This is a genomic window from Leisingera sp. XS_AS12 (genome assembly GCF_041224635.1).
In the GTDB taxonomy this organism is placed as follows: Bacteria; Pseudomonadota; Alphaproteobacteria; order Rhodobacterales; family Rhodobacteraceae; genus Leisingera.
This window is the reverse complement of the sequence record NZ_JBGFGM010000079.1, coordinates 90,263-110,929: the sequence shown is the minus strand read 5'-3', so window position 1 is coordinate 110,929 and position 20,667 is coordinate 90,263. Positions and strand designations below refer to the sequence as shown.

The window sequence follows — 20,667 nt, the reverse complement described above, 5'->3', positions numbered from 1 at the left end:
AAGGAAAAGAGCCCCGGGCCGCCGCCGGGGAAAAGACATTGCGGCCCGGGTTGCGGTAGCTTAGTTTCCGGGCGAGCAACCCAAAATGGCAGCAGCACCGTTTTCCCTGGGCAGGCAGAGGTTTTGAATGACCCGTTTCGGCACCGCACTCGCGTTTTCCACCATCCTGGCGCTGGCTACACCGGCATTGGCCCAGGAGGGCGAGGTCATCACCACTCAGGATGAGATCGGGGGCGTCTACGAGGGCACCTTCCGCAACGGATTGCAGCATGGCACCGGCACCTACAAGCTGCCCAACGGCTATGAATACACCGGCGAATGGGTCGATGGCGAGGTCCGCGGCCAGGGCGTTGCACGCTTTCCAGACGGGTCCGTCTATGAAGGTGAGTTCGCACAGGGCAAACCCCACGGGCAGGGCAAGCTGACCCGCGCTGACGGCAGCACCTACGAGGGCGGCTGGCAGGAGGGGCAGATCCACGGTGACGGCCTGTCTGTCTATGCCAGCGGCGTGCGCTACGAGGGCAGCTTCGCCCACGGCAAACGCGACGGGCGCGGTGTGATGACCTCCCCCGATGGCTACAGCTACGACGGCGATTGGGTCGAGGGGCGACAGGAAGGCAACGCCAGGATCGTCTATGCTGATGGGACCGTCTACGAAGGCGAGGTGGTTGACGGCCAGTTGCAGGGCCAGGGTCGGCTGGAGACCCCGGACGGGCTGATCTACGAGGGCGAATGGACCAACAGCCAGATGAATGGCACCGGGCGGCAGGTTCACCCCAACGGCGATGTGTACGAGGGTGAGCTGAAAGAGACCCGGCGCCACGGACACGGCAAGATGACCTATGCCAACGGCGACGTGTACGTCGGCTCCTTCGAGGACGACCAGCGCCACGGCACCGGCACCATCACTGAAAAGGACGGCTACAGTTATACCGGCGAATGGGCGCATGGCCAGATCGAGGGCATCGGCAAGATGACCTACCCCGATGGCTCGGTATACGAGGGCGCCTTCCGCGACGACCTTCCCGAAGGCAAGGGCAAGATCACCTACCCCGATGGCTCCACCTACGAAGGGGACTGGGTCGCGGGCGTGATCGAGGGAGAAGGCACCGCCACCTACCCCAGCGGCATCACCTATACGGGCGGGTTCAAGAACGCCAAGAACCACGGCCACGGGGTGATGACCTACGCCGATGGCTACCGCTACGAGGGGGGCTGGCAGGATGGCCAGCGCCACGGCCAGGCCAAGGTGACCTACGCGGACGGATCGGTCTACACTGGGGAGTTCGCCAACAGCCAGCGCCACGGCCAGGGCAAGATCGTGATGCCCGACGGATTTACCTATGAAGGCAGCTGGCAGGACGGCAAGATCTTCGGCAAGGGCGTGGCAACATATGCCAATGGTGACGTCTACGAGGGCGAGTTCGTCAACGGCAAGCGCCAGGGCCCCGGCACGATGAAATACGCCAGCGGCGAGCAGGCGGAAGGCACCTGGGAAAACGGTGCCCTGGTCAACGACACCGAATAAGACATTTACGGTCGACGGGATCGCACAACGCGGGCAAGAGCGCGCCTTCTGCACGCGCTCCTGCGTTTACCTGTGATCTCGACCCTGCTGACGCCACGACGGCTCAGCCGATGCGGATACGGCTGAGGTGATCGGGCATCGCCACAGCTTCGAGGTTGGCCGGATCGGGGACCGGCACCTGCAGTTCCATCGCCATCGGCACCACGCCGGCCCAGATCGGCAGGGCGTAGTCTTCCTCGTCATCCTTTGGCGGGCCGGTGCGGATCTTGGCCGCGCCTTCCGTGATCGGCATCCGCATCAGCGCCGTTGCCTTCACTTCCTGCTCGGTCATCGGGCGCAGGGTCTCCCACCGTCCGGGGAAGATATGCTCGACCATCGCCTGCAGGCTGGCGGCCTTGGCATCCGCATCCGTGACCCGTTCCGCCGTGCCGAACAACATTGCCGAGCGGAAGTTGACCGAATGGTGAAAGGCCGAGCGCGCCAGAACGTAGCCGTCCATGCAGGTCACGGTGAGGCAGACCTCGGCCCCGTCCATCGCGCGCAGCGCCCGGCTGGCGGCCGAGCCGTGCCAGTAGACATGATCCCCTTCGCGCCATTGCAGCGTCGGCAGCACCGAGGGCGCGCCGTCGATCTGGTAGCCGATATGGCCCAGCGGCATTGCGTCCAGCACGCGGTAGACGGTTTCGCGGTCATAGAGCCCGCGCTCATGCGCGCGGCGCAGGCGGCTGCGGTTGGTCTTCAGTTCGGCGGCGTCATCGGGGCGGCTGGTCTTGGGCTGGCTCATTGGCTGACCTCTTGTTCTGGATGTTGCGTCTTGTCTCCGGCTGATGGCTATGCGCAAACTGGTCCATAATAAATGTCCACTTTCCGAAATAATGAGCATACCAATTTGGGCAAGCTGATCGTCACCCCCGGCAAGGAGCCGCGCTATCGCCAGATTGTCACCGCCCTGCGCCAGCAGATCAGCAGCGGTGCGCTGGCGATCGGCAGCCGTTTGCCGTCCAGCCGGGCGCTTGCCCAGGACCTGGGCGTATCCCGCGCCACCGTTGTCACCGCTTATGATCAGCTGGTCGCCGAAGGCTATGCCGAGGCGCGGCGCGGCGCGGGACTGTTTGTCTGCGACGTGGCGCCGATCCGGACGCCACAGGTGCCGCCCACGGCCACCGCACCGCCGCCGCCACCGAAACCCGACGCGCTGCTGCCCGGCGCCCCCGATCCGGCAGTCTTCCCGGCGCGTTCCTGGGCCCGGTGTGTTTCACGTGTGGCACGCATCGATCCCCACAGCCTCAGCCACCAGGAAGACCCGCTTGGCGACCCCCGGCTGCGCCATGAGATCGCTGCCTACGTGGGGCGCTGGCGCGGCATAACCTGCAGCGGCGAGCAGGTTCTGGTGACCAGCGGCGCGCGCGAGGCGCTGGAACTGGCAATGGATTTCCTGGTGCAGGGCGAGGACATCGCTCTGGAGGCCCCCGGCTTCATTCCGACCCAGCGTTTTGCCAGCGCCCGTGGCTGGCCGGTGCGCTGGCTGCGCGCCGGTGCGCGCGGTGCCGAGGTGCCGCGGCAGATGGCCAAGGTCACCCTGCTGACGCCGTCCCACCAGTTCCCCCTGGGCGGCACCCTGCCAGTGCCACAGCGGCAGGCCTTCCTGCAGGCAGCCAGGGAGCGCAATGGCTGGATCATCGAGGATGATTTCGACAGCGAATTCCGTTACGCCGGCCTGCCGGTTCCGGCCATGGCGGCGCTGGATGGCGACGGACGCTGCATCTACGTCGGCACGTTTTCCAAGACGTTCTCGCATGCGCTGCGGCTGGGCTATGCGATTCTGCCCCCCGCGCTGGTGGAGCCTTTCCGCGCCCTGTTCCAGCACCCCAGCGCCGGGGCCGCCATCACCGCGCAGCGGCCGCTGGCGGAATTCATGGCCTCTGGCCAATACGACCGCCACATCCGCCGCGCCCGCCGGTTGTATGCCGAACGCTACGCGGCGGCGGCGGATGCGCTGGCCCGCTGGCCCGCCGCGCTGGGTCGGTTCGAGCGGCACAACGCGGGGATGCAGATCGCCTTTCACCTGGCCGCAGGCCCTGCGGATAAGGACATCTGCAAAACCGCCGCCAGCGAGGGCTTTGCCCTGCGCCCGCTGTCACCGCATGACCCGGAGCGCCGGACGAACGGGCTGCTGATCGGCTTCTGCCAGGGCACGGCGGAGGACCTCCCCCAGCAGATTGCCCGGCTGCAAAAAATCATCGAAGCAAGCGGGCGGGCGGAGGGCGCGATTTTCTGAACCGATGGGCTTTTCATTTAGAATTGCCTCTGTATAAATCCTTCCCATGAACTTTTGCGCAGATATCCCCCACGCCGATGCCGCCTTCCGCGGTGCGTCGCTGCGCGCCCTACTGATCCTAGCCCGCCTCTGAGCGTGCCCTTCCGGCGCGCCCGCTCAGAGGATTGCCGCATGCGCGCCAAACAAGGCTATTCCGCCCGCAACCGGGCCTAGGACAGAGACAAGAGATACCAACATGACCCATCCCTCCGCGATTTCCGGCGACAAATCCCGCGTATTGATTTTCGACACCACCCTGCGCGACGGTGAGCAAAGCCCCGGTGCCACCATGACCCACCACGAGAAGCTGGAGATCGCCGAGCTTCTGGATGACATGGGGGTCGACATCATCGAGGCCGGTTTCCCGATCGCTTCAGAAGGCGACTTTGCCGCCGTAAGCGAGATTGCCGAACGCTCGAAAAACGCGATGATCTGCGGGTTGGCACGGGCCAATTTCAAGGACATCGACCGCTGCGCCGAAGCCGTGCGCAAGGCCGCGCAGCCGCGTATCCACACCTTCATCGGCACCTCGCCGCTGCACCGCGCCATCCCGAACCTGACCATGGACGAGATGGCCGACAAGATCCACGAGACCGTGACCCACGCGCGCAACCTGGTGGACAACGTGCAGTGGTCGCCGATGGACGCGACCCGGACCGAGTGGGACTACCTCTGCCGGGTTATCGAGATCGCCATCAAGGCAGGTGCCACGACCATCAACATCCCCGACACCGTCGGCTACACCGCGCCGATGGAATCCGCTGACCTGATCAAGCGCCTGATCGAGACCGTGCCGGGCGCGGATGAGGTGATCTTTGCCACCCACTGCCACAATGACCTCGGCATGGCGACCGCCAACGCGCTGGCCGCTGTCGCGGGTGGTGCGCGGCAGATCGAATGCACCATCAACGGCCTTGGCGAACGGGCGGGCAACACCGCGCTGGAAGAGGTGGTGATGGCGCTGAAGACGCGCAACGACATCATGCCCTGGCACACCAATATCGACACCACCAAGATCATGCATATCTCGCGCCGGGTCTCGACCGTGTCGGGCTTCGTGGTGCAGCCGAACAAGGCGATCGTCGGCAAGAACGCCTTTGCCCATGAAAGCGGCATCCACCAGGACGGCATGCTGAAGAACCGCGAGAACTTCGAGATCATGCGCCCCGAGGATGTGGGCCTGTCCGGCACCTCGCTGCCGCTGGGCAAGCATTCCGGCCGCGCCGCTTTGCGCGACAAGCTGCAGCACCTCGGCTACGAGGTGGGCGACAACCAGCTGAAGGACGTCTTTGTCCGCTTCAAGGAGCTGGCCGACCGCAAGAAGGAAGTCTTTGACGACGACCTGATCGCGCTGATGCGCACGGGCAGCGACGCCGAGAACGACTACCTGCAGCTGGTGTCGATGAAGGTCGTCTGCGGCACCGGCGGCCCGGCCGAAGCCACCGTCGAGATGGAGATCGACGGCAACGACGTGACCGAAACCGCCGAGGGCGACGGGCCGGTGGACGCCACCTTCAAGGCGATCCGCAAGATCTATCCGAACTCGGCGCGCCTGCAGCTTTACCAGGTGCACGCGGTCACCGAGGGCACCGATGCCCAGGCCACCGTGTCCGTGCGGCTGGAGGAAGACGGCGTCATCGCCACCGGGGAAAGCGCCAACACCGATACGGTGGTTGCCTCTGCCAAGGCCTATGTGAACGCGCTCAACCGCGTGATCGTGCGCCGTGGCCGGGTGGGCGAAGGCGCTGACGCGCGCGAGATTTCCTACAAGGATCTGGCATAAGCCCCGCGCTGAGCCAATCACCGCTCCGCACACAACATCCGAACACAACAAAGGGCACCCGCTGCGGTGCCCTTTTTCATGTCCCCTGACAGGGCAGCGTGCCTTTGCCGCGGAGAGGCGGCGCGTCAGCGACCGGCGGCGGCAATGAACAGGGCCGATATCCGTGCGGCCTCTTCCTCGGCGCCGAAGGGCGCATTGACCACGAACATGCCGCTGCCGACCATCCGGTGGCCTTCGCGCACCGGCGGAAACGACACCTCGTGGCGCAGGGCGCCGGGCAGTTCCTGGGCCTCCAGCGCGTTCAGCATCGTCTTGTGGCTGCCATCCTTCAGGATCGGGTACCACAGGGCGATGATGCCGACATTCCACTTGCGGTGCAGCTTGGCGATGATGCCCGGGATGCGGGCATAGTCGGCCTTGATCTCGTAGCTGGGATCGATCAGCAACAGCCCCCGCCGGGGTGTTGGTGGCGCCAGAGACTGGGCCAGTTCGAACCCGTCCTGCTGGTGCACATTGGCCCGCCAGGGCGCCAGCGCCGCCCGCAGCGCGGCGTTTTCCTGCGGATGAAGCTCGGCAAAATGCAGACTGTCAGCGGGGCGCAGCAGCGAGGCCGCGATCAACGGCGAGCCGGGATAGGCCGCCTCCCCGTGCTGCTTGCGGGTCTCGGAAATGGCGTGATGCAGTGGATGATCCGCAGCCAGCGCCTGCCCTGCCAGAATGCGGGTGATCCCCTGCTCGGCCTCGCCGGTCTTGACCGCTTCGGGCGCGTCGAGCTGGTACAGCCCGCGACCCGCGTGGGTCTCGATATAGCTCAGCGGTTTGTCCTTGCGGGTGAGATACGCAAGCATCCAGGCCAGCAGCGCGTGCTTCTGGACATCGGCCAGGTTTCCGGCGTGGTATATGTGCTGATACGAGAGCATCTGTTTCCTGTAGCGACAATTGCGCGACGGCGGAAGGGGCGGCGTACGGCGGGTAAACGGAATCTCAACCCCGCTGCGGCAGACTGCCCGCTGTAGTGATGCCGCAGAACGCAGGTTCCCATGCCCCTCAGAACGAGTGCCCTTGCCCTGGCTTTGACCTTTCTGGCTGCGCTGACGTGCGGCCCGACCGTTGTCAGCGCGCAGGGCTATTCGCTGATCAACAACCAGTTCTTCCTGCAAAAGGCCTCGGCGCCGATGCCGGGCTCGGCACCTGCCGCCGCGCCTGCGCCGCAGGCCGTGGCCAGCCTGCTGCCGGACACGCTGCCCGGGGCGGACACCGGCCGCGGCGCAGTGTCCCTGAACCCGGGGGCCTCCAGCCTGTTCCGCGGCCGCAGCGGCGGCGGGCTGTTCGCGCCGATCCTGCGGGCACCGCCCAGCATCAAGCGTCTGCTGGACCTGATCGCCAGCGCCGAGGCCGGCAAAGCGCAGTATGACGCGGTGCAATACGGTGCCAGACGCAAGCCGCCCAAAAAGCCGACCCAGATGACGATTGCCGAAATCAACGCCTGGATCGATGCCACCCCCGGCCAGCCCCATGCCATCGGTCGCTATCAGTTCATTCCGGCAACCCTGCGGCGGCTGGTCCGCCACCAGGGGGTGAAACCGCAGGCCCGCTTCTCGCCCGAATTGCAGGACCAGCTGGCGCATCAGCTGATCGAGGAAGCGGGCTACAGCGCCTTCCTCGCATCCGAGATGCCCCGCAAGACCTTCATGCTGAACCTTGCCAAGATCTGGGCCGGGTTGCCGGTGGCAAGTGGCAAATCCTACTACGAAGGGTATGCCGGCAACAGCGCCAGCCTGACCTATGCCCACTTCAAGTCCGAGATGGCGCGAATTTTCCCCGGCTGATCAGGGGCCTGTCGGCCGTCCCGTCGCCGCACCCCGCTGCCGGTCAGCACCGCGACGCGGCGGCTCTGCTGCGCCCTTTGCCTGCTGAAACAGCCTTTGGCGGCCGGTCTTGGCGGAAAGGCGCTGTTTCACCATAATACGCCCTTTCGCGCTCAACCCGTGCCGCTTATAAGGTGGGAACAGGCGGCTCCGCCCGGAGTCGCCCAAGGAATATTTGGCAGCACTCACAGGATCCCTTCTACATGGCGCTTTTCGGAAACTTGGGCGGTCTGTTCTCTTCGGACATGGCCATCGACCTCGGCACTGCCAACACGCTGGTCTACGTGAAGGGCCGAGGCGTGATCCTGTCCGAGCCGTCGGTTGTCGCCTACCACGTCAAGGACGGCGTCAAGAAGGTGCTGGCCGTGGGTGAAGACGCCAAGCTGATGCTGGGCCGCACCCCCGGCTCGATCGAGGCGATCCGGCCAATGCGCGAAGGCGTGATTGCCGATTTTGACACCGCCGAGGAGATGATCAAGCACTTCATCCGCAAGGTGCACAAGCGCTCGACCTTCTCCAAGCCCAAGATCATCGTCTGCGTGCCGCATGGCGCCACCCCGGTTGAAAAACGCGCGATCCGCCAGTCGGTGCTGTCCGCGGGTGCCCGCCGCGCCGGCCTGATTGCCGAGCCGATTGCGGCCGCCATCGGGGCGGGCATGCCGATCACCGATCCGACCGGCAACATGGTCGTCGACATCGGCGGCGGCACCACCGAGGTGGCTGTCCTGTCGCTGGGCGACATCGTCTATGCCCGCTCGGTCCGCGTCGGCGGAGACCGCATGGACGAGGCGATCATCTCCTACCTGCGCCGCCAGCAGAACCTTCTGGTCGGTGAAGCGACCGCCGAGCGCATCAAGACCTCGATCGGCACCGCCCGCATGCCCGACGACGGCCGCGGCCAGTCGATGCAGATCCGTGGCCGTGACCTCTTGAACGGTGTGCCAAAGGAGATCGAGATCTCGCAGGCGCAAGTGGCCGAGGCGCTGGCCGAGCCGGTGCAGCAGATCTGCGAGGCGGTGATGACCGCGCTGGAGACCACCCCGCCGGATCTGGCTGCCGACATCGTCGACCGTGGCGTGATGCTGACCGGCGGCGGCGCACTGCTGGGCGATCTGGATCTGGCCCTGCGCGAGCAGACCGGCCTTGCGGTCTCGATCGCCGACGAAAGCCTCAACTGCGTGGCGCTTGGTACCGGCAAGGCGCTGGAATACGAAAAGCAGCTGGCCCACGCGATCGACTACGACAGCTGATACCTCTGCCATCGGGCCGCACCTGACAGGGCATCGGCCTGCAGGCAGGAAGGAGACACGTGGCAAAGGACAAGTCACAGCGCGATGATTACGCCACCCCGCTGCGGCGCCTGCTGACCGTGGTGCTGTGCCTGTGCCTGGCGGCCATTTTCATCGTCTGGCGCATCGACAGTCCACGGGTGGAACGCTTCCGCGCCCAGGTGGTCGACCGGGTCGTGCCCAGCATGGACTGGGCCATGGTGCCGGTGACGGCCACGATCAACCTGCTGCGCGACTTCCAGAGTTACCAGCGGCTGGCCGAACAGAACCGCGAATTGCGCAGCGAGCTGCGCCAGATGCGCGCCTGGAAGGAAGCCGCCTTGCAGCTGGAGCAGGAAAACGCCCGGCTGCTGGACCTCAACAACGTGCGGCTGGACCCGCAGCTAACCTATATCACCGGCGTGGTGATGGCGGACAGCGGCTCCCCCTTTCGGCAGTCGGTTTTGCTGAACGTCGGCAGCCGTGACGGCGTGCACGATGGTTGGGCCGCGATGGACGGGATCGGGCTTGTCGGGCGGATCTCCGGCACCGGTCGCAACACCGCGCGGGTGATCCTGCTGACGGATGCCGCCAGCGCGGTTCCCGCCACCATCCAGCCTTCGGGCCAGACCGCCCTGGTGACTGGCGACAACAGCGCAGCCCCCTTGCTGAGCTTCCTGGAAAACCCCGATCTGGTGCGCCCTGGTGACCGGGTCATCTCCTCGGGCGATGGATCGGTTTTCCCGGCCGGGTTGCTGATCGGCCAGGTCGCCAAGGACCGTTCCGGGCGCATGCGGGTGCGGCTGTCGGCCGACTACAGCCGACTGGAGTTCCTGCGGGTGCTGCGCCATCACGGCACCGAGGTCATCGACACGCCGGGCGCATTGGTCGGCGCAAAACCCGGCGATCCGATGCCGCAACCCCGTCCGCAGGACCTGGGTGGGGACGACGCGAGTGCTTCAGCCGGGGCGGAGAATGGCTAGCACCTCGACCGCCCGGATCTGGACCATGCGCGCGGCCTTCCCGGCGCTGGCCGTGCTGATCATGTTCTTCCACCTGCTGCCGCTGGATACCGAGCCGCGTTTCTGGGCGCCGCCGGACCTGTTGCTGCTGATCGCGCTGACCTGGTCGATGCGGCGTCCGGAATTCGTACCGCCAATATCGATTGCCCTTGTCATCCTGCTGGAAGACCTGCTGCTGTTGCGCCCGCCCGGCTTGATGGCGCTGCTGGCGGTGTTGGGATGCGGCGTCCTGAAGGCCCGTGCCGCCCCCCACCGCGAAAGCACCTTTGTCAGCGACTGGCTGGCCATCGCCGCGGTGCTGACGGTGATTGCCGCCCTCAACCGGCTGACGCTGGCGCTGTTCGCGGTCGAGCAGGCGCCCCTGGGGTTGACCGTGATCCAGGTCGTGATGACCATTCTCGCCTACCCTCTGGTCGTCTGGCTCAGCCAGACTATTCTGGGCGTACGCAAATTGTCTCCGGCCGAAGCCGAAACCCTGGTACACCGCCGATGAAACGCTCCTCCAAGGATCTTGATGCCACACATGGCAAGATGACCCGCCGGGCCCTGTTCCTGGGCGGGCTTCAACTGGCCTTTGCCGGCGGGCTGGCGGCCCGGATGCGGTTTCTGCAGGTCGATCAGGCCGATGAATTCCGCCTGCTGGCCGAAGAAAACCGCATCAACATCCGCCTGCTGCCCCCGGCCCGCGGAGAGATCTTTGACCGCAACGGGCAGATCATTGCCCAGAACTCCCCCTCCTACCGGATTACCCTGGTGCCGGAGGATGCGGGCGACGTCGAGGCGGTCATCGCCAAACTGTCGAACCTGCTGCCGCTGGATCCCGAGGATCTGGAGCGCGCCCGCGCCGAGATGCGCCGCTCGCCTCCGTTTCTTCCGATCACCCTTGCGGATCGGATCGGCTGGGAGGACATTTCCAAGGTCGCGGTCAATGCCCCGGCGCTGCCAGGCGTGACCCCCGAGGTCGGCTTGACCCGGGTCTATCCCCAGCAAGAGGATTTTGCCCATGTGGTGGGCTATGTCGGACCGGTCTCGGATTACGACCTGAGCAAGATGGACGACCCCGAGCCGGTGCTGATGATCCCCCGCTTCCAGATCGGCAAGGTCGGCTTCGAGGCCAAGCGCGAAGACATGCTGCGCGGCAAGGCCGGTGCGAAACGGGTCGAGGTCAATGCAACCGGCCGCGTCATGCGTGAGCTGGACCGCCGCGAGGGCATCTCGGGGGCCGACATGCAGCTGACCGTCGATGCCGCCTTGCAGAATTACGTGCAGGCTCGACTGGGGCGCGAGAGTGCCGCCGCGGTGGTGATCGACTGCGAGGAGGGCGACATTCGTGCCATTTGCTCCTCTCCCAGCTTTGATCCCAACCTCTTCGTGCGCGGCATTTCGGTCGCCGATTACCGCATGCTGACCGAGGACAATTACCGCCCCCTGTCCAACAAGACGGTGCAGGGCACCTATCCGCCCGGCTCCACCTTCAAGATGATCACCGCGCTTGCAGCGCTTGAAGAAGGTGTGGTGGGACCGGAGGAAACCGTCTGGTGCCCCGGCCATCTGACCGTCGCGGGACGTCGTTTCCACTGTTGGAAGCGGGCCGGCCACGGGCATGTGGACCTGAACAACTCGCTGAAACGGTCCTGCGACGTCTACTACTACGACATCGCGATCAAGACCGGCATCGACAAGATCTCGGCGATGGCCAACAAGTTCGGCCTCGGCGTCAAACATGACCTGCCGATGTCCGCGGTCGCGCAGGGGATCACCCCGACCAAGGAATGGAAGCTGCGCTCATATGGCAAGGACTGGCTGATCGGGGATACCGCGAACGCGTCGATCGGTCAGGGCTTCATGCTGGCATCGCCCCTGCAACTGGCGGTGATGACGGCGCGTATCGCCACCGGGCGCAGTGTCACGCCGCGGCTGTTGAAATCCATCGACGGGGTCGAGCAGCCCAGCGGCGCGGGCGAACCGCTGGATGTCGCGGAAAACAACCTGCGCACCGTGCGCAAGGGCATGTACTCGGTCAGCAACGACCGCCGCGGCACCGGCTACCGCTCGCGCATCATCGGCGACGGTATCCGCATGGCCGGCAAGAGTGGCACCAGCCAGGTGCGCAACATCACCGCCGCCGAACGCGCCGCCGGGGTGATCCGCAACGAGGACCTGCCCTGGGAGCGTCGCGACCACGCGCTCTATGTCTGCTACGCGCCCTACGACAACCCCAAATACGCGGTTGCGGTGGTGGTGGAACACGGCGGCGGTGGCTCCAAGGCGGCGGCGCCGATCGCCCGCGACGTGCTGCTGCAGGCGCTCTACGATGGTACCCCGCCGCTGGAAGCCTACCCGAAGGCCGATCGCAGCCGCATCAAGGCACAGCAGGAACGATTGGAGCGCGAACGCGTCAAACGCCCCCTGGGCAGCCGGAGCAGCAAGGCATGAGCTATCTGGAATACCACGCCAAATCGATGCCCTCCGGGTTTCGCAAGATCCTCTACCTGAACTGGGGTCTGCTGCTGCTGCTGGTGACGGTGGCCTGCGTCGGTTTCCTGATGCTCTATTCTGTTGCTGGCGGTTCCTTCACGCCGTGGGTCGAACCGCAGGTCAAACGTTTTGCCCTGGGCCTTGTGTTGCTGTTCGTGGTGGCCATGGTCCCGATCTGGTTCTGGCGTAACGTGTCGGTGTTGGCCTATCTCGGCGCTCTCGCCCTTCTGGTGGCGGTGGAGCTGTTCGGCTCCGTCGGCATGGGGGCGCAGCGCTGGATTGATCTGGGGTTCATGCGGCTGCAGCCATCCGAGGTCACAAAGATTTCGCTGGTGATGCTGCTGGCCGCCTATTACGACTGGCTACCGCCGGAGAAAACCTCGCGCCCCCTGTGGGTTATGCTGCCCGTGGCGCTGATCCTGCTGCCGGTGGCGCTGGTGCTGAAACAGCCGGACCTCGGCACCTCGATCCTGCTGATGGCGGCAGGCGGCGGGGTGATGTTTCTGGCAGGCGTGCACTGGGCCTATTTCGTGGCCGTCATTGCCTCGGGCGTGGGGCTGGTCAGCGCGGTCTTCCAAAGCCGCGGCACCGACTGGCAGCTGCTGAAGGACTATCAATTCCGCCGCATCGACACCTTCCTCGATCCCTCGCAGGATCCCCTGGGCGCCGGTTATCACATCACCCAGTCGAAGATCGCGCTGGGGTCCGGCGGCTGGTCCGGGCGCGGCTTCATGCAGGGCACCCAGTCGCGGCTGAACTTCCTGCCGGAAAAGCACACCGACTTCATCTTCACCACCCTGGCGGAGGAGTTCGGCTTTATCGGTGGCGTGACCCTGCTGTTCATCTACATGCTGATCATCCTGTTCTGCATCGCCTCGGCCATTGCCACCAAGGACCGGTTTTCGTCGCTGGTCATCATGGGCATCGGCCTCAACTTCTTTTTGTTCTTCGCGGTCAACATGTCGATGGTGATGGGGCTGGCGCCCGTGGTGGGCGTGCCGCTGCCGATGGTGTCCTATGGCGGCTCGGCGATGCTGGTGCTGCTGGGGGCCTTCGGCATCGTGCAAAGCGCCCACATCCACCGGCCGCGCCATTCAACACGCTGAATTTCGGAGTTCCCATGACAGTCAACGTCCTCTTTGCCGGCCGTGCGGCCAGCTGGCCCGCCTACGAACCCGAGTTGAAACGCGCCTTCGATGCGCTTGGGCTGACTGTGAACCTCGGCTGCGACTTTGCCCCGCAGGAGGTGGACTACATCATCTATGCGCCGACCGGCCCCGTCAGCGATTTCACCCCCTTCACCCGGCTGAAAGCGGTGCTGAGCCTCTGGGCCGGGGTCGAGAAGATCGTGCCCAACACCACCCTGACCGCACCGCTGACCCGGATGGTGGATGCCGGGCTGGAGCTGGGCATGCGCGAATGGGTGGCCGGGCACACGCTGCGCTATCACCTGGGGATGGACGCGCATATCCAGGGCCAGACCGGAAGGTGGGAGCCGAAGGTGCCGCCGCTGGCGCGCGACCGCAAGGTCACCATTCTGGGCCTTGGCGCCCTGGGCCGCGCCGCCGCCGAGACACTGACGGCATTGGGCTTTGCGGTAACCGGCTGGAGCCGCACGCAGAAACAGCTGAACGGCGTCACCTGCCACGCAGGCGAAGATGGGCTGCGCCGGGCGCTGGAGCAGGCGGAAATCGTGGTGCTTCTGCTGCCGGACACGCCCGCCACGACCAACATCCTGAATGCCGAAACACTGGCGATGCTGCCCCGCGGCGCCCGCATCATCAATCCGGGGCGCGGGCCGCTGATCGATGACGACGCGCTGCTGGCAGCACTGGACAGCGGCCAGGTCGGCCACGCCACGCTGGATGTCTTCCGGGTGGAGCCGCTGCCGCCGGAGCACCCCTACTGGGCGCATCCAAACGTGACGGTGACGCCGCATATCGCCTCAGAGACCCGCGAAAGCACCGCCGCCGAGGTGATTGCGGAAAACATCCGCCGCTGCGAGGCAGGTGAGCCGATGCTGCATCTGGTCGACCGCAGCCTCGGCTACTAGGGGCAGGCGCGGCGGAGCCTATTCTGCGGCCAGCCCGCGCCCTTTCAGCAGCGCCTCGACCCCCGGCAGGCGGCCGCGGAACGCAGTGTAGAGCTCTGCCGGATCAGCCGAGCCACCGGTGGACAGGATATGCTCCTCCAGCGCCTTGGCGCGTTCGGGGTCAAAGGCGCCGCCTGCCTCCTCGAACGCTGCGAAGGCGTCCGCGTCCATCACCTCGGACCACATGTAGCTGTAATAGCCCGAGGAGTAGCCGTCGCCGGCGAAAACATGCGCGAAATGCGGCGTGGCGTGACGCATGGTGATGGCATCCGGCATGCCGATCTCGGCCAGAACCTCGGCCTGTTTCACCATCGGGTCTGCCGGGGCAGCACCGTCGTGGAAGGCAAGATCCACCAGCGCCGAGGCGACATATTCCACCGTCTGGAAGCCCATGTCGAAATTCGCGGCCCCCAGCACCTTGTCCAGCATCTCCTGCGGCATCGGCGCGCCGGTTTCGGCATGGGTAGCGAATTCCTGCAGCACTTCGGGCACTTCCAGCCAGTGTTCGTAGAGCTGGCTCGGCAGCTCGACAAAGTCGCGCGCAACCGAGGTGCCCGAGATGCTCTCGTAGGTCACGTCCGACAGCATCTGGTGCAGCGCGTGACCGAATTCGTGGAACAGGGTGCGGGCGTCATCCCAGGACAGCAGCGCCGGATCGCCCTTGGCAAAGTTGCAGACGTTGATGACCACAGGCGTCTGTTTTTCCGGGAACCTGGCCTGCTGGCGCATCGCCGAACACCAGGCACCGGAGCGTTTGGAGCCGCGGGCGAAATAATCGCCGATGAAGACCGCCACATGCGCACCGTTGCGAGTCACCTCCCAGGCGCGGCAATCCGGGTGGTACAACGGCACATCCAGCGGTGCGAACTCCAGCCCGAACAGTCGGTTGGCGCAGGCAAAGGCCGCCTCGATCATCCGGTCCAGCTGCAGATAGGGCTTCAGCGCGGCCTCATCCAGGTCATGCTCGGCCTGGCGGCGCTTGGCGGCGTAATAGCGCCAGTCCCAGGGCTGCAGATCGCCGTTGATGCCATCGGCCCGCATCATCTGCGTCAGCACCTCGGCATCGGCATCTGCCTGCGCCTTGGCGGGCCCCCAGACGTCCATCAGCAGCTTGCGAACCGCCTCGGGCGTGCCCGCCATCTCGGTTTCCAGCTTGTAGGCGGCAAAGCTGTCATAGCCCAACAGCCGCGCGCGTTCCTGGCGCAGCGCCAGGATCTCGGCAGCGATCGCCAGGTTGTCGGTGTCGCCGCCATTGGCGCCGCGGGCGGCCCAGGCCCTGAAAGCCTTCTCGCGCAGCTCGCGGCGGGGCGAGAACTGCAGGAACGGCGTAATCAGCGAACGCGACAGGGTGACCACCGGGCCATCGCAGCCCTTCTCCGCACCGGCTGCGCGGGCCGCGTCGACCACAAAGGCAGGCAGCCCCTCCAGATCGTCCTCTGAGAGTTCCAGGAACCAGCTGCGCTCATCTGCCAGCAGGTTCTGGGTGAACTGGGTACCGAGGGTCGCAAGCCGTGCCTTGATTTCCTGCATCCGCAGATCGGCAGCCCCCTCCAGCGCCGCGCCGCCACGCACAAAGCCGCGATGGGTCAGCATCAGCACGCGCTGCTGCTCGGGTGTCAGATCCAGCGCGTCGCGCTGATCCCAGACCGCCTTGACCCGCGCATACAGCGCCTTGTTCGCGGTGATGGCCGAAAAATGCGCCGCCAGTTTCGGCGAGAACTCCCGCTGCAGCTCCTCCCGCCGCGGATTGCTGTCCGCGCCAGCCACGGTGAAAAAGACGCCCAGAACCTGCTCCAGCGCGCGGCACGGAGTTTCAAGCGCTTCGATCACATTGGCAAAGCTGGGCGGCTCGGGATTGGTCGCGATCTGCTCGATCTGCGCCGCGTGATCGGCCAGTGCCTGTTCCAGCGCAGGGGCAAAATCCTCGTCCGAGATTTCGGCGAAGGGGGCGATTTCAAACGGTGTGTCCCAGTTGGACAAAAGCGAGTTGGACATGGACGGATCTCCTTTGTCCGCGACGCTAGCGGCAAAGCCGGACGGCTGCAATCGGCCCTAGCCGCCCGCCCCCGGCACGCTGTCGCTATCCGCAACCAGCGCCGCCGGGATGATGCGGATCGGCACGCTTGCGATATTGGCCGCGCGCGCGATGCGCCATTCATAGCGGCCAAAGCGGCCGTCGGTATCGATCAGCACCACCACCGCCTCCTTGCCGGTGATCTCGGCGGCAAACAGCGCCTGCTGGATGCTGTCGAGGCTGCTGCGCTTGTCGAGACCGAACTCCACCACCCGCCGGGAGTTCTCGCAATCGGTGCGGATCGACGCGGCACCGCCGGGGTAGGAAAACTCATGCACGGTTTCCGCGCTGCCGCCGAACAGCGCGCCGCACAGCACAGAGATGAAGAAGGCCTCGTTCAAATCAGGGAGCTTCCGGTTTCCTAGTGGCCGGAGCCGCAAACCGGGCAATCGGCGCGCGGGGACAGGCGGATCTTGCGGGTTTCGCCATAAAGCCCGTCATAGATCAGCATCTCGCCGCGCAGCACCTGACCCGCACCGGTGATCTGCTTGACCGCCTCCTGTGCCATCATCGCGCCGATGACCCCCGGCAAGGGGCCGATCACCCCTGCCTCGGCACAGCTGGGCGCCAGCCCCGCGGCCGGGGCTTCGGGAAAGATGCACTGATAGCAGGGGCCGCCCTTGGCCGAATGGAACAGGCTGATCTGCCCCTCCCACTGCGACAGCGCGCCGGAGATCAGCGGCTTGCCCAGCGCCACGGCGTGGCGGTTGGCCAGGTAGCGGGTGTCAAAATTGTCAGTGCCGTCGAGGATCAGGTCGTAGTCCGCGAACAGATCCGCCGCGATGTCATCGGTCAGGCGGCGGTTGTAGGGCCGCACCTCCACATAAGGGTTCTGCGCGCGCATCGCGGCGGCGGCCGAGAACACCTTGGGCTTGCCGATGTCCTCGTCCCGGTGGATAACTTGGCGCTGCAGGTTGGCGTTGTCGACCACGTCATCGTCGATCACCCCGATGGTGCCCACCCCGGCCGCAGCCAGATACTGCAGCACGGGCGCGCCCAGACCGCCGGCACCGATCACCAGAACCCGCGACTGTTTCAGCTTCTTCTGGCCCGCGCCGCCGACCTCGCGCAGCACGATATGGCGGGCATAGCGGTCCAGCTCGCTGTCGGAAAAACGGCCCGCGGGCGGCGGTGCGGCTGTAGCCTGCGGCTGGGCGCGCGATTTCAGGGCAGCAACGATGCGGGCATAGAAGCCAGCCACAAGCGCAACACCGCCCAGCAGCAGCCAGGCCCCGGCAGAGCCGCCGGTGCCCTCGCGCAGGGGATGCCCGGCAGGCAGCGTCAGCTGCACCGCCAGCACCGCGGCAAACAGCACCGCCAGAACCGCAATGCGCAGGTTGCGCGGCAGGCCCAGAAACCGCCCGCCCCACCAGATCAGCGCCGCAAGGAACAGGATCCGCAGCATCAGCCTCTCCCGGTGGAGCCAAAGCCGCCCGCGCCCCGCGCGGAACTGCTGAGGGCATCGGCCAGCTCGAAGCGGGCCTGAAGCACCGGCGCCACCACCATCTGGGCGATGCGGTCACCGTGGGCGATCTCGAACAGCTCCTGGCCTGCGTTCATCACGATGACCCCCAGCGGGCCGCGGTAATCGCTGTCGATGGTGCCGGGGGTGTTGGGCAGGGTGATGCCATGCTTCAGCGCCAGGCCGGAGCGTGGACGGATCTGCACCTCGTAGCCAGCGGGGATTTCGATGCGCAGCCCGGTCGGCACCAGCGCCCGCTCGCCCGGCGCCAGCTGCAGGCGGCCGCGATCCGGCAGGTTGGCGCGGATGTCGGCCCCCGCCGCCCCCGCCGTTTCATAAGAGGGCAGCGGCACATCCCGGTCCGCGCCCTCGTCATGGATCACACGGATCGTCACCATCCCCGCTGCCCCTTCATCTTTCTGAAAATACTCAATCTCACCCGGCCAGCGCCGCGGCGATCCGGTCGGCGAGACGGGCGGCGACCTCGTCCTTGCCTATGCGCGGCCAGCTTTCTGCGCCATCTTCCGAGATCAGCGTCACCGCGTTTTCGCTGCCCCCCATGATGCCGGTCGCGGGCGAGACGTCATTGGCGACGATCCAGTCGCAACCCTTGCGCTTGCGCTTGGCGGTGGCGTTGTCGACCACGTCGTTGGTCTCGGCCGCAAAGCCGACCACCAGCGCCGGGCGTCCCGATGTCATCTGGGCGACGCCCTTCAGGATGTCGGGATTTTCGGCGAATTCCAGCACCGGCAGACCGTCCTTGGATTTCTTCAGCTTGCGGTCCGAGGCGCTCGCCACCCGCCAATCCGCCACCGCGGCGGCAAAGACGCCGGCATCGGCGGGCAAGGCGGCCTCTACCGCGGCGGCCATGTCACGCGCGCTCTGGACCGGCACCACCTGCACCCCCTCGGGCGGTGGCACCTCGGCGGGGCCGGTGATGAACACCACCTCGGCACCGCGGTCGCGCAAGGCCCGCGCCAGTGCCGTGCCCTGCGCCCCGGAGGAGCGGTTGGCGATATAACGCACCGGGTCGATCGGCTCATGCGTGGGGCCGGAGGTCACCACGATTCGTTTGCCCCGCAGCGGCCCGTCGGACAGTTTGGCTGTGATGGCGGCCACGATCTCGTCCGGTTCGGCCATGCGGCCGGGCCCGAATTCACCGCAGGCCATGCTGCCGTCATTGGGACCGACAAAGCCCGCGCCGTCCGCCTTCAGCTGGGCGATGTTGCGCTGGGTGGCGGGGTGTTCCCACATGCGCACGTTCATGGCGGGCGCCAGCAGCACCGGCGTGTCGGTGGCCAGCAGCAGCGTCGAGGCCAGATCATTGGCGAGGCCTTGCGCCATCTTGGCCATCAGATCCGCCGTCGCGGGGGCCACCACCAGCAGGTCGGCGCTGCGTGACAGCTGGATATGGCCCATCTCGGCTTCGGAGGTCAGATCGAACAATTCCTGATGCACCGGTGTCCCTGCCAGGGCCGAAACCGACAGCGGCGTGACGAACTCGGCGCCCGCTTTCGTCAGGACGGGGGTTACGCGCGCGCCCTGATCCTGCAGGCGCCGGATCAGCTCCAGCGATTTGTAAGCCGCGATTCCGCCACCGATAATCAGAAGAATATGTTTGCCAGCCAGCATTTGCGGGTCCTCTGCCACCTTCAGGGCGACTGTACTGTGCAGCGCCAGAAGTGTGAAACGCTTTTCCCGCAAGCGGGCCGCGTGACGCGGGCGGACCGAATTGCCGACGTTCGCCCGCAACGAAGGAGGCCAAGTCAGCCGTCAGCGCGCGTGTATCACCTGCGCCCGGATCCAACGGCAAAGCGCCACCGAAATGGCGGCGCTTCACCAGACACTATGACCCGTCGGGCTGGTCAGGACAGGAGCCTGTGAACCTCGCGCGACTTGTTTTCAAGGCATTTGCGCATCTTCTGGAACGCCCCGGCCTCAAGCTGGCGCACGCGTTCCTTGGACAGGCCCAGTTCCGTGCCCAGGCTTTCCAGCGTGCGGGGGCGTTCGCGCAGTTTGCGCTCGGTGATGATGAACCGCTCGCGGTCGTTCAAGGCCTGCAAGGCACCGACCAGCCATTTGCGCAGCTGGCGGCGGTCGTGACGTTGCTGAACCAGCTCTTCTGCCTGGGTGGTGTCATCCTCAAGCGCGTCGATCCATTCGCGCCCCTCATCCTCCGTCGACTGTACCGCGTTGAGGGAGAAATCGGCCCCCGAAAGACGCCCATCCATCATCTGCACATCGCGCAGCGGCACGCCAATCTCGGTGGCAATCTTCTGGTGCAGCTGGTGCTGATCCAACCGCGCCCCCTGCGCCCGGGCCTCGCGCTCCAGCTGCGCCTGAACCCGGCGCATGTTGAAGAACAGCGACTTTTGCGAAGAGGTCGAGCCGGTACGCACCATGGACCAGTTGCGCATCACGTAATCCTGAATCGATGCCTTGATCCACCACACCGCATAGGTCGAGAACCGCACACCGCGATCCGGGTCGAACTTGTCGGCCGCCTTCATCAAACCCAGCCCGGCTTCCTGGATCAGGTCGTTCATCGGCGCCCCATAGCGTTTGAATTTTGCCGCCATGGAGATTGCCAACCGCATATAGGCGTTGATCAGGCGGTGCAGCGATTGCACGTCCCGTTCATCCCGCCAGGCATAGGCCAGTCGCAGCTCGGTCTCTGCATCCAGCAGCTCTGCCCGCATGGCCTGTTTCGGCAATGGGTTTTCATGTGTGTGATCTAGTGCCATAAGATTTCCCCCCGGAAACTAATTAACAAAC

The 20,667-nt window shown here is 65.8% G+C and carries 18 protein-coding genes; 10 read left to right on the top strand and 8 right to left on the bottom strand.

Translation table 11 applies throughout. The features are described from left to right. Positions 1-127: 127 nt before the first annotated feature. Positions 128-1,528, top strand: a complete 1,401-nt coding sequence (locus tag AB9K35_RS07095; RefSeq protein WP_369925057.1) for an MORN repeat-containing protein — start codon at positions 128-130, stop codon at positions 1,526-1,528. A 103-nt stretch (positions 1,529-1,631) separates the two neighbouring features. On the opposite strand, the gene AB9K35_RS07090 is transcribed toward AB9K35_RS07095, so the two are convergent. Then, complete coding sequence (locus AB9K35_RS07090) at positions 1,632-2,312, bottom strand: pyridoxamine 5'-phosphate oxidase family protein (RefSeq protein ID WP_369925056.1); 681 nt, start codon at positions 2,310-2,312, stop codon at positions 1,632-1,634. 105 nt (positions 2,313-2,417) lie between these two features. Here AB9K35_RS07090 and AB9K35_RS07085 point away from each other — a divergent pair, with 105 nt between their 5' ends. Together AB9K35_RS07085 and AB9K35_RS07080 are read left to right on the top strand one after the other, a co-directional pair. Next, positions 2,418-3,806: a PLP-dependent aminotransferase family protein gene (locus tag AB9K35_RS07085; protein ID WP_369925055.1), complete on the top strand. Its 1,389-nt coding sequence runs from the start codon at positions 2,418-2,420 to the stop codon at positions 3,804-3,806. Positions 3,807-4,041: 235 nt separating this feature from the next. Next, positions 4,042-5,628: a 2-isopropylmalate synthase gene (locus tag AB9K35_RS07080; protein ID WP_222456435.1), complete on the top strand. Its 1,587-nt coding sequence runs from the start codon at positions 4,042-4,044 to the stop codon at positions 5,626-5,628. A gap of 125 nt (positions 5,629-5,753) precedes the next feature. Here AB9K35_RS07080 and AB9K35_RS07075 read toward each other — a convergent pair whose 3' ends face one another. Further along, the gene (locus AB9K35_RS07075; RefSeq protein WP_369925054.1) at positions 5,754-6,548 is read right to left on the bottom strand and encodes a 23S rRNA (adenine(2030)-N(6))-methyltransferase RlmJ; all 795 of its coding nucleotides are present in this window, start codon (positions 6,546-6,548) and stop codon (positions 5,754-5,756) included. A 120-nt stretch (positions 6,549-6,668) separates the two neighbouring features. On the opposite strand from AB9K35_RS07075, the gene AB9K35_RS07070 reads away from it, so the two are divergent. The 7 genes from AB9K35_RS07070 (at position 6,669) to AB9K35_RS07040 (ending at position 14,317) form a co-directional block, all read left to right on the top strand. After that, positions 6,669-7,457 carry a hypothetical protein gene (locus tag AB9K35_RS07070; protein WP_369925053.1) on the top strand — a complete coding sequence of 263 codons (789 nt, stop codon included), beginning with the start codon at positions 6,669-6,671 and terminating at the stop codon, positions 7,455-7,457. A 242-nt stretch (positions 7,458-7,699) separates the two neighbouring features. Continuing rightward, on the top strand, positions 7,700-8,746 hold the full coding sequence (locus AB9K35_RS07065) for a rod shape-determining protein (protein WP_027257685.1): 1,047 nt from the start codon (positions 7,700-7,702) through the stop codon (positions 8,744-8,746). A gap of 59 nt (positions 8,747-8,805) precedes the next feature. Continuing rightward, on the top strand, positions 8,806-9,747 hold the full coding sequence (gene mreC / locus AB9K35_RS07060; RefSeq protein WP_369925052.1) for a rod shape-determining protein MreC: 942 nt from the start codon (positions 8,806-8,808) through the stop codon (positions 9,745-9,747). Next, the gene (locus tag AB9K35_RS07055) at positions 9,740-10,279 is read left to right on the top strand and encodes a hypothetical protein (RefSeq protein ID WP_222456431.1); all 540 of its coding nucleotides are present in this window, start codon (positions 9,740-9,742) and stop codon (positions 10,277-10,279) included. The genes mreC and AB9K35_RS07055 overlap by 8 nt, the downstream gene beginning before the upstream one ends. After that, positions 10,276-12,222, top strand: coding sequence for a penicillin-binding protein 2 (mrdA, locus tag AB9K35_RS07050; RefSeq protein ID WP_222456430.1), 1,947 nt, complete (start codon positions 10,276-10,278; stop codon positions 12,220-12,222). The genes AB9K35_RS07055 and mrdA overlap by 4 nt, the downstream gene beginning before the upstream one ends. After that, entirely contained in the window at positions 12,219-13,370 is a 1,152-nt protein-coding gene (gene rodA / locus AB9K35_RS07045) for a rod shape-determining protein RodA (RefSeq protein WP_369925051.1), read from the top strand. Before mrdA ends, rodA begins: the two co-directional genes overlap by 4 nt. Positions 13,371-13,384: 14 nt before the next feature. Then, complete coding sequence (locus tag AB9K35_RS07040) at positions 13,385-14,317, top strand: 2-hydroxyacid dehydrogenase (RefSeq protein WP_369925050.1); 933 nt, start codon at positions 13,385-13,387, stop codon at positions 14,315-14,317. 18 nt (positions 14,318-14,335) lie between these two features. On the opposite strand, the gene AB9K35_RS07035 is transcribed toward AB9K35_RS07040, so the two are convergent. From AB9K35_RS07035 to AB9K35_RS07010, 6 genes are all read right to left on the bottom strand, one after another. Further along, positions 14,336-16,351 carry a M3 family metallopeptidase gene (locus tag AB9K35_RS07035; RefSeq protein WP_369925049.1) on the bottom strand — a complete coding sequence of 672 codons (2,016 nt, stop codon included), beginning with the start codon at positions 16,349-16,351 and terminating at the stop codon, positions 14,336-14,338. A 57-nt stretch (positions 16,352-16,408) separates the two neighbouring features. Next, positions 16,409-16,771 carry a hypothetical protein gene (locus AB9K35_RS07030; RefSeq protein ID WP_369925048.1) on the bottom strand — a complete coding sequence of 121 codons (363 nt, stop codon included), beginning with the start codon at positions 16,769-16,771 and terminating at the stop codon, positions 16,409-16,411. 20 nt (positions 16,772-16,791) lie between these two features. Then, positions 16,792-17,835, bottom strand: coding sequence for a ThiF family adenylyltransferase (locus AB9K35_RS07025; RefSeq protein WP_369925047.1), 1,044 nt, complete (start codon positions 17,833-17,835; stop codon positions 16,792-16,794). Next, positions 17,835-18,290 (bottom strand): dUTP diphosphatase, encoded by a 456-nt coding sequence (dut, locus tag AB9K35_RS07020; protein ID WP_369925046.1) that lies wholly within the window; start codon positions 18,288-18,290, stop codon positions 17,835-17,837. Before dut ends, AB9K35_RS07025 begins: the two co-directional genes overlap by 1 nt. A gap of 37 nt (positions 18,291-18,327) precedes the next feature. Next, positions 18,328-19,524, bottom strand: coding sequence for a bifunctional phosphopantothenoylcysteine decarboxylase/phosphopantothenate--cysteine ligase CoaBC (gene coaBC / locus AB9K35_RS07015; protein ID WP_369925045.1), 1,197 nt, complete (start codon positions 19,522-19,524; stop codon positions 18,328-18,330). Positions 19,525-19,757: 233 nt separating this feature from the next. After that, the gene (locus AB9K35_RS07010) at positions 19,758-20,636 is read right to left on the bottom strand and encodes an RNA polymerase factor sigma-32 (protein WP_222456422.1); all 879 of its coding nucleotides are present in this window, start codon (positions 20,634-20,636) and stop codon (positions 19,758-19,760) included. Between the last annotated feature and the right edge of the window lie 31 nt (positions 20,637-20,667).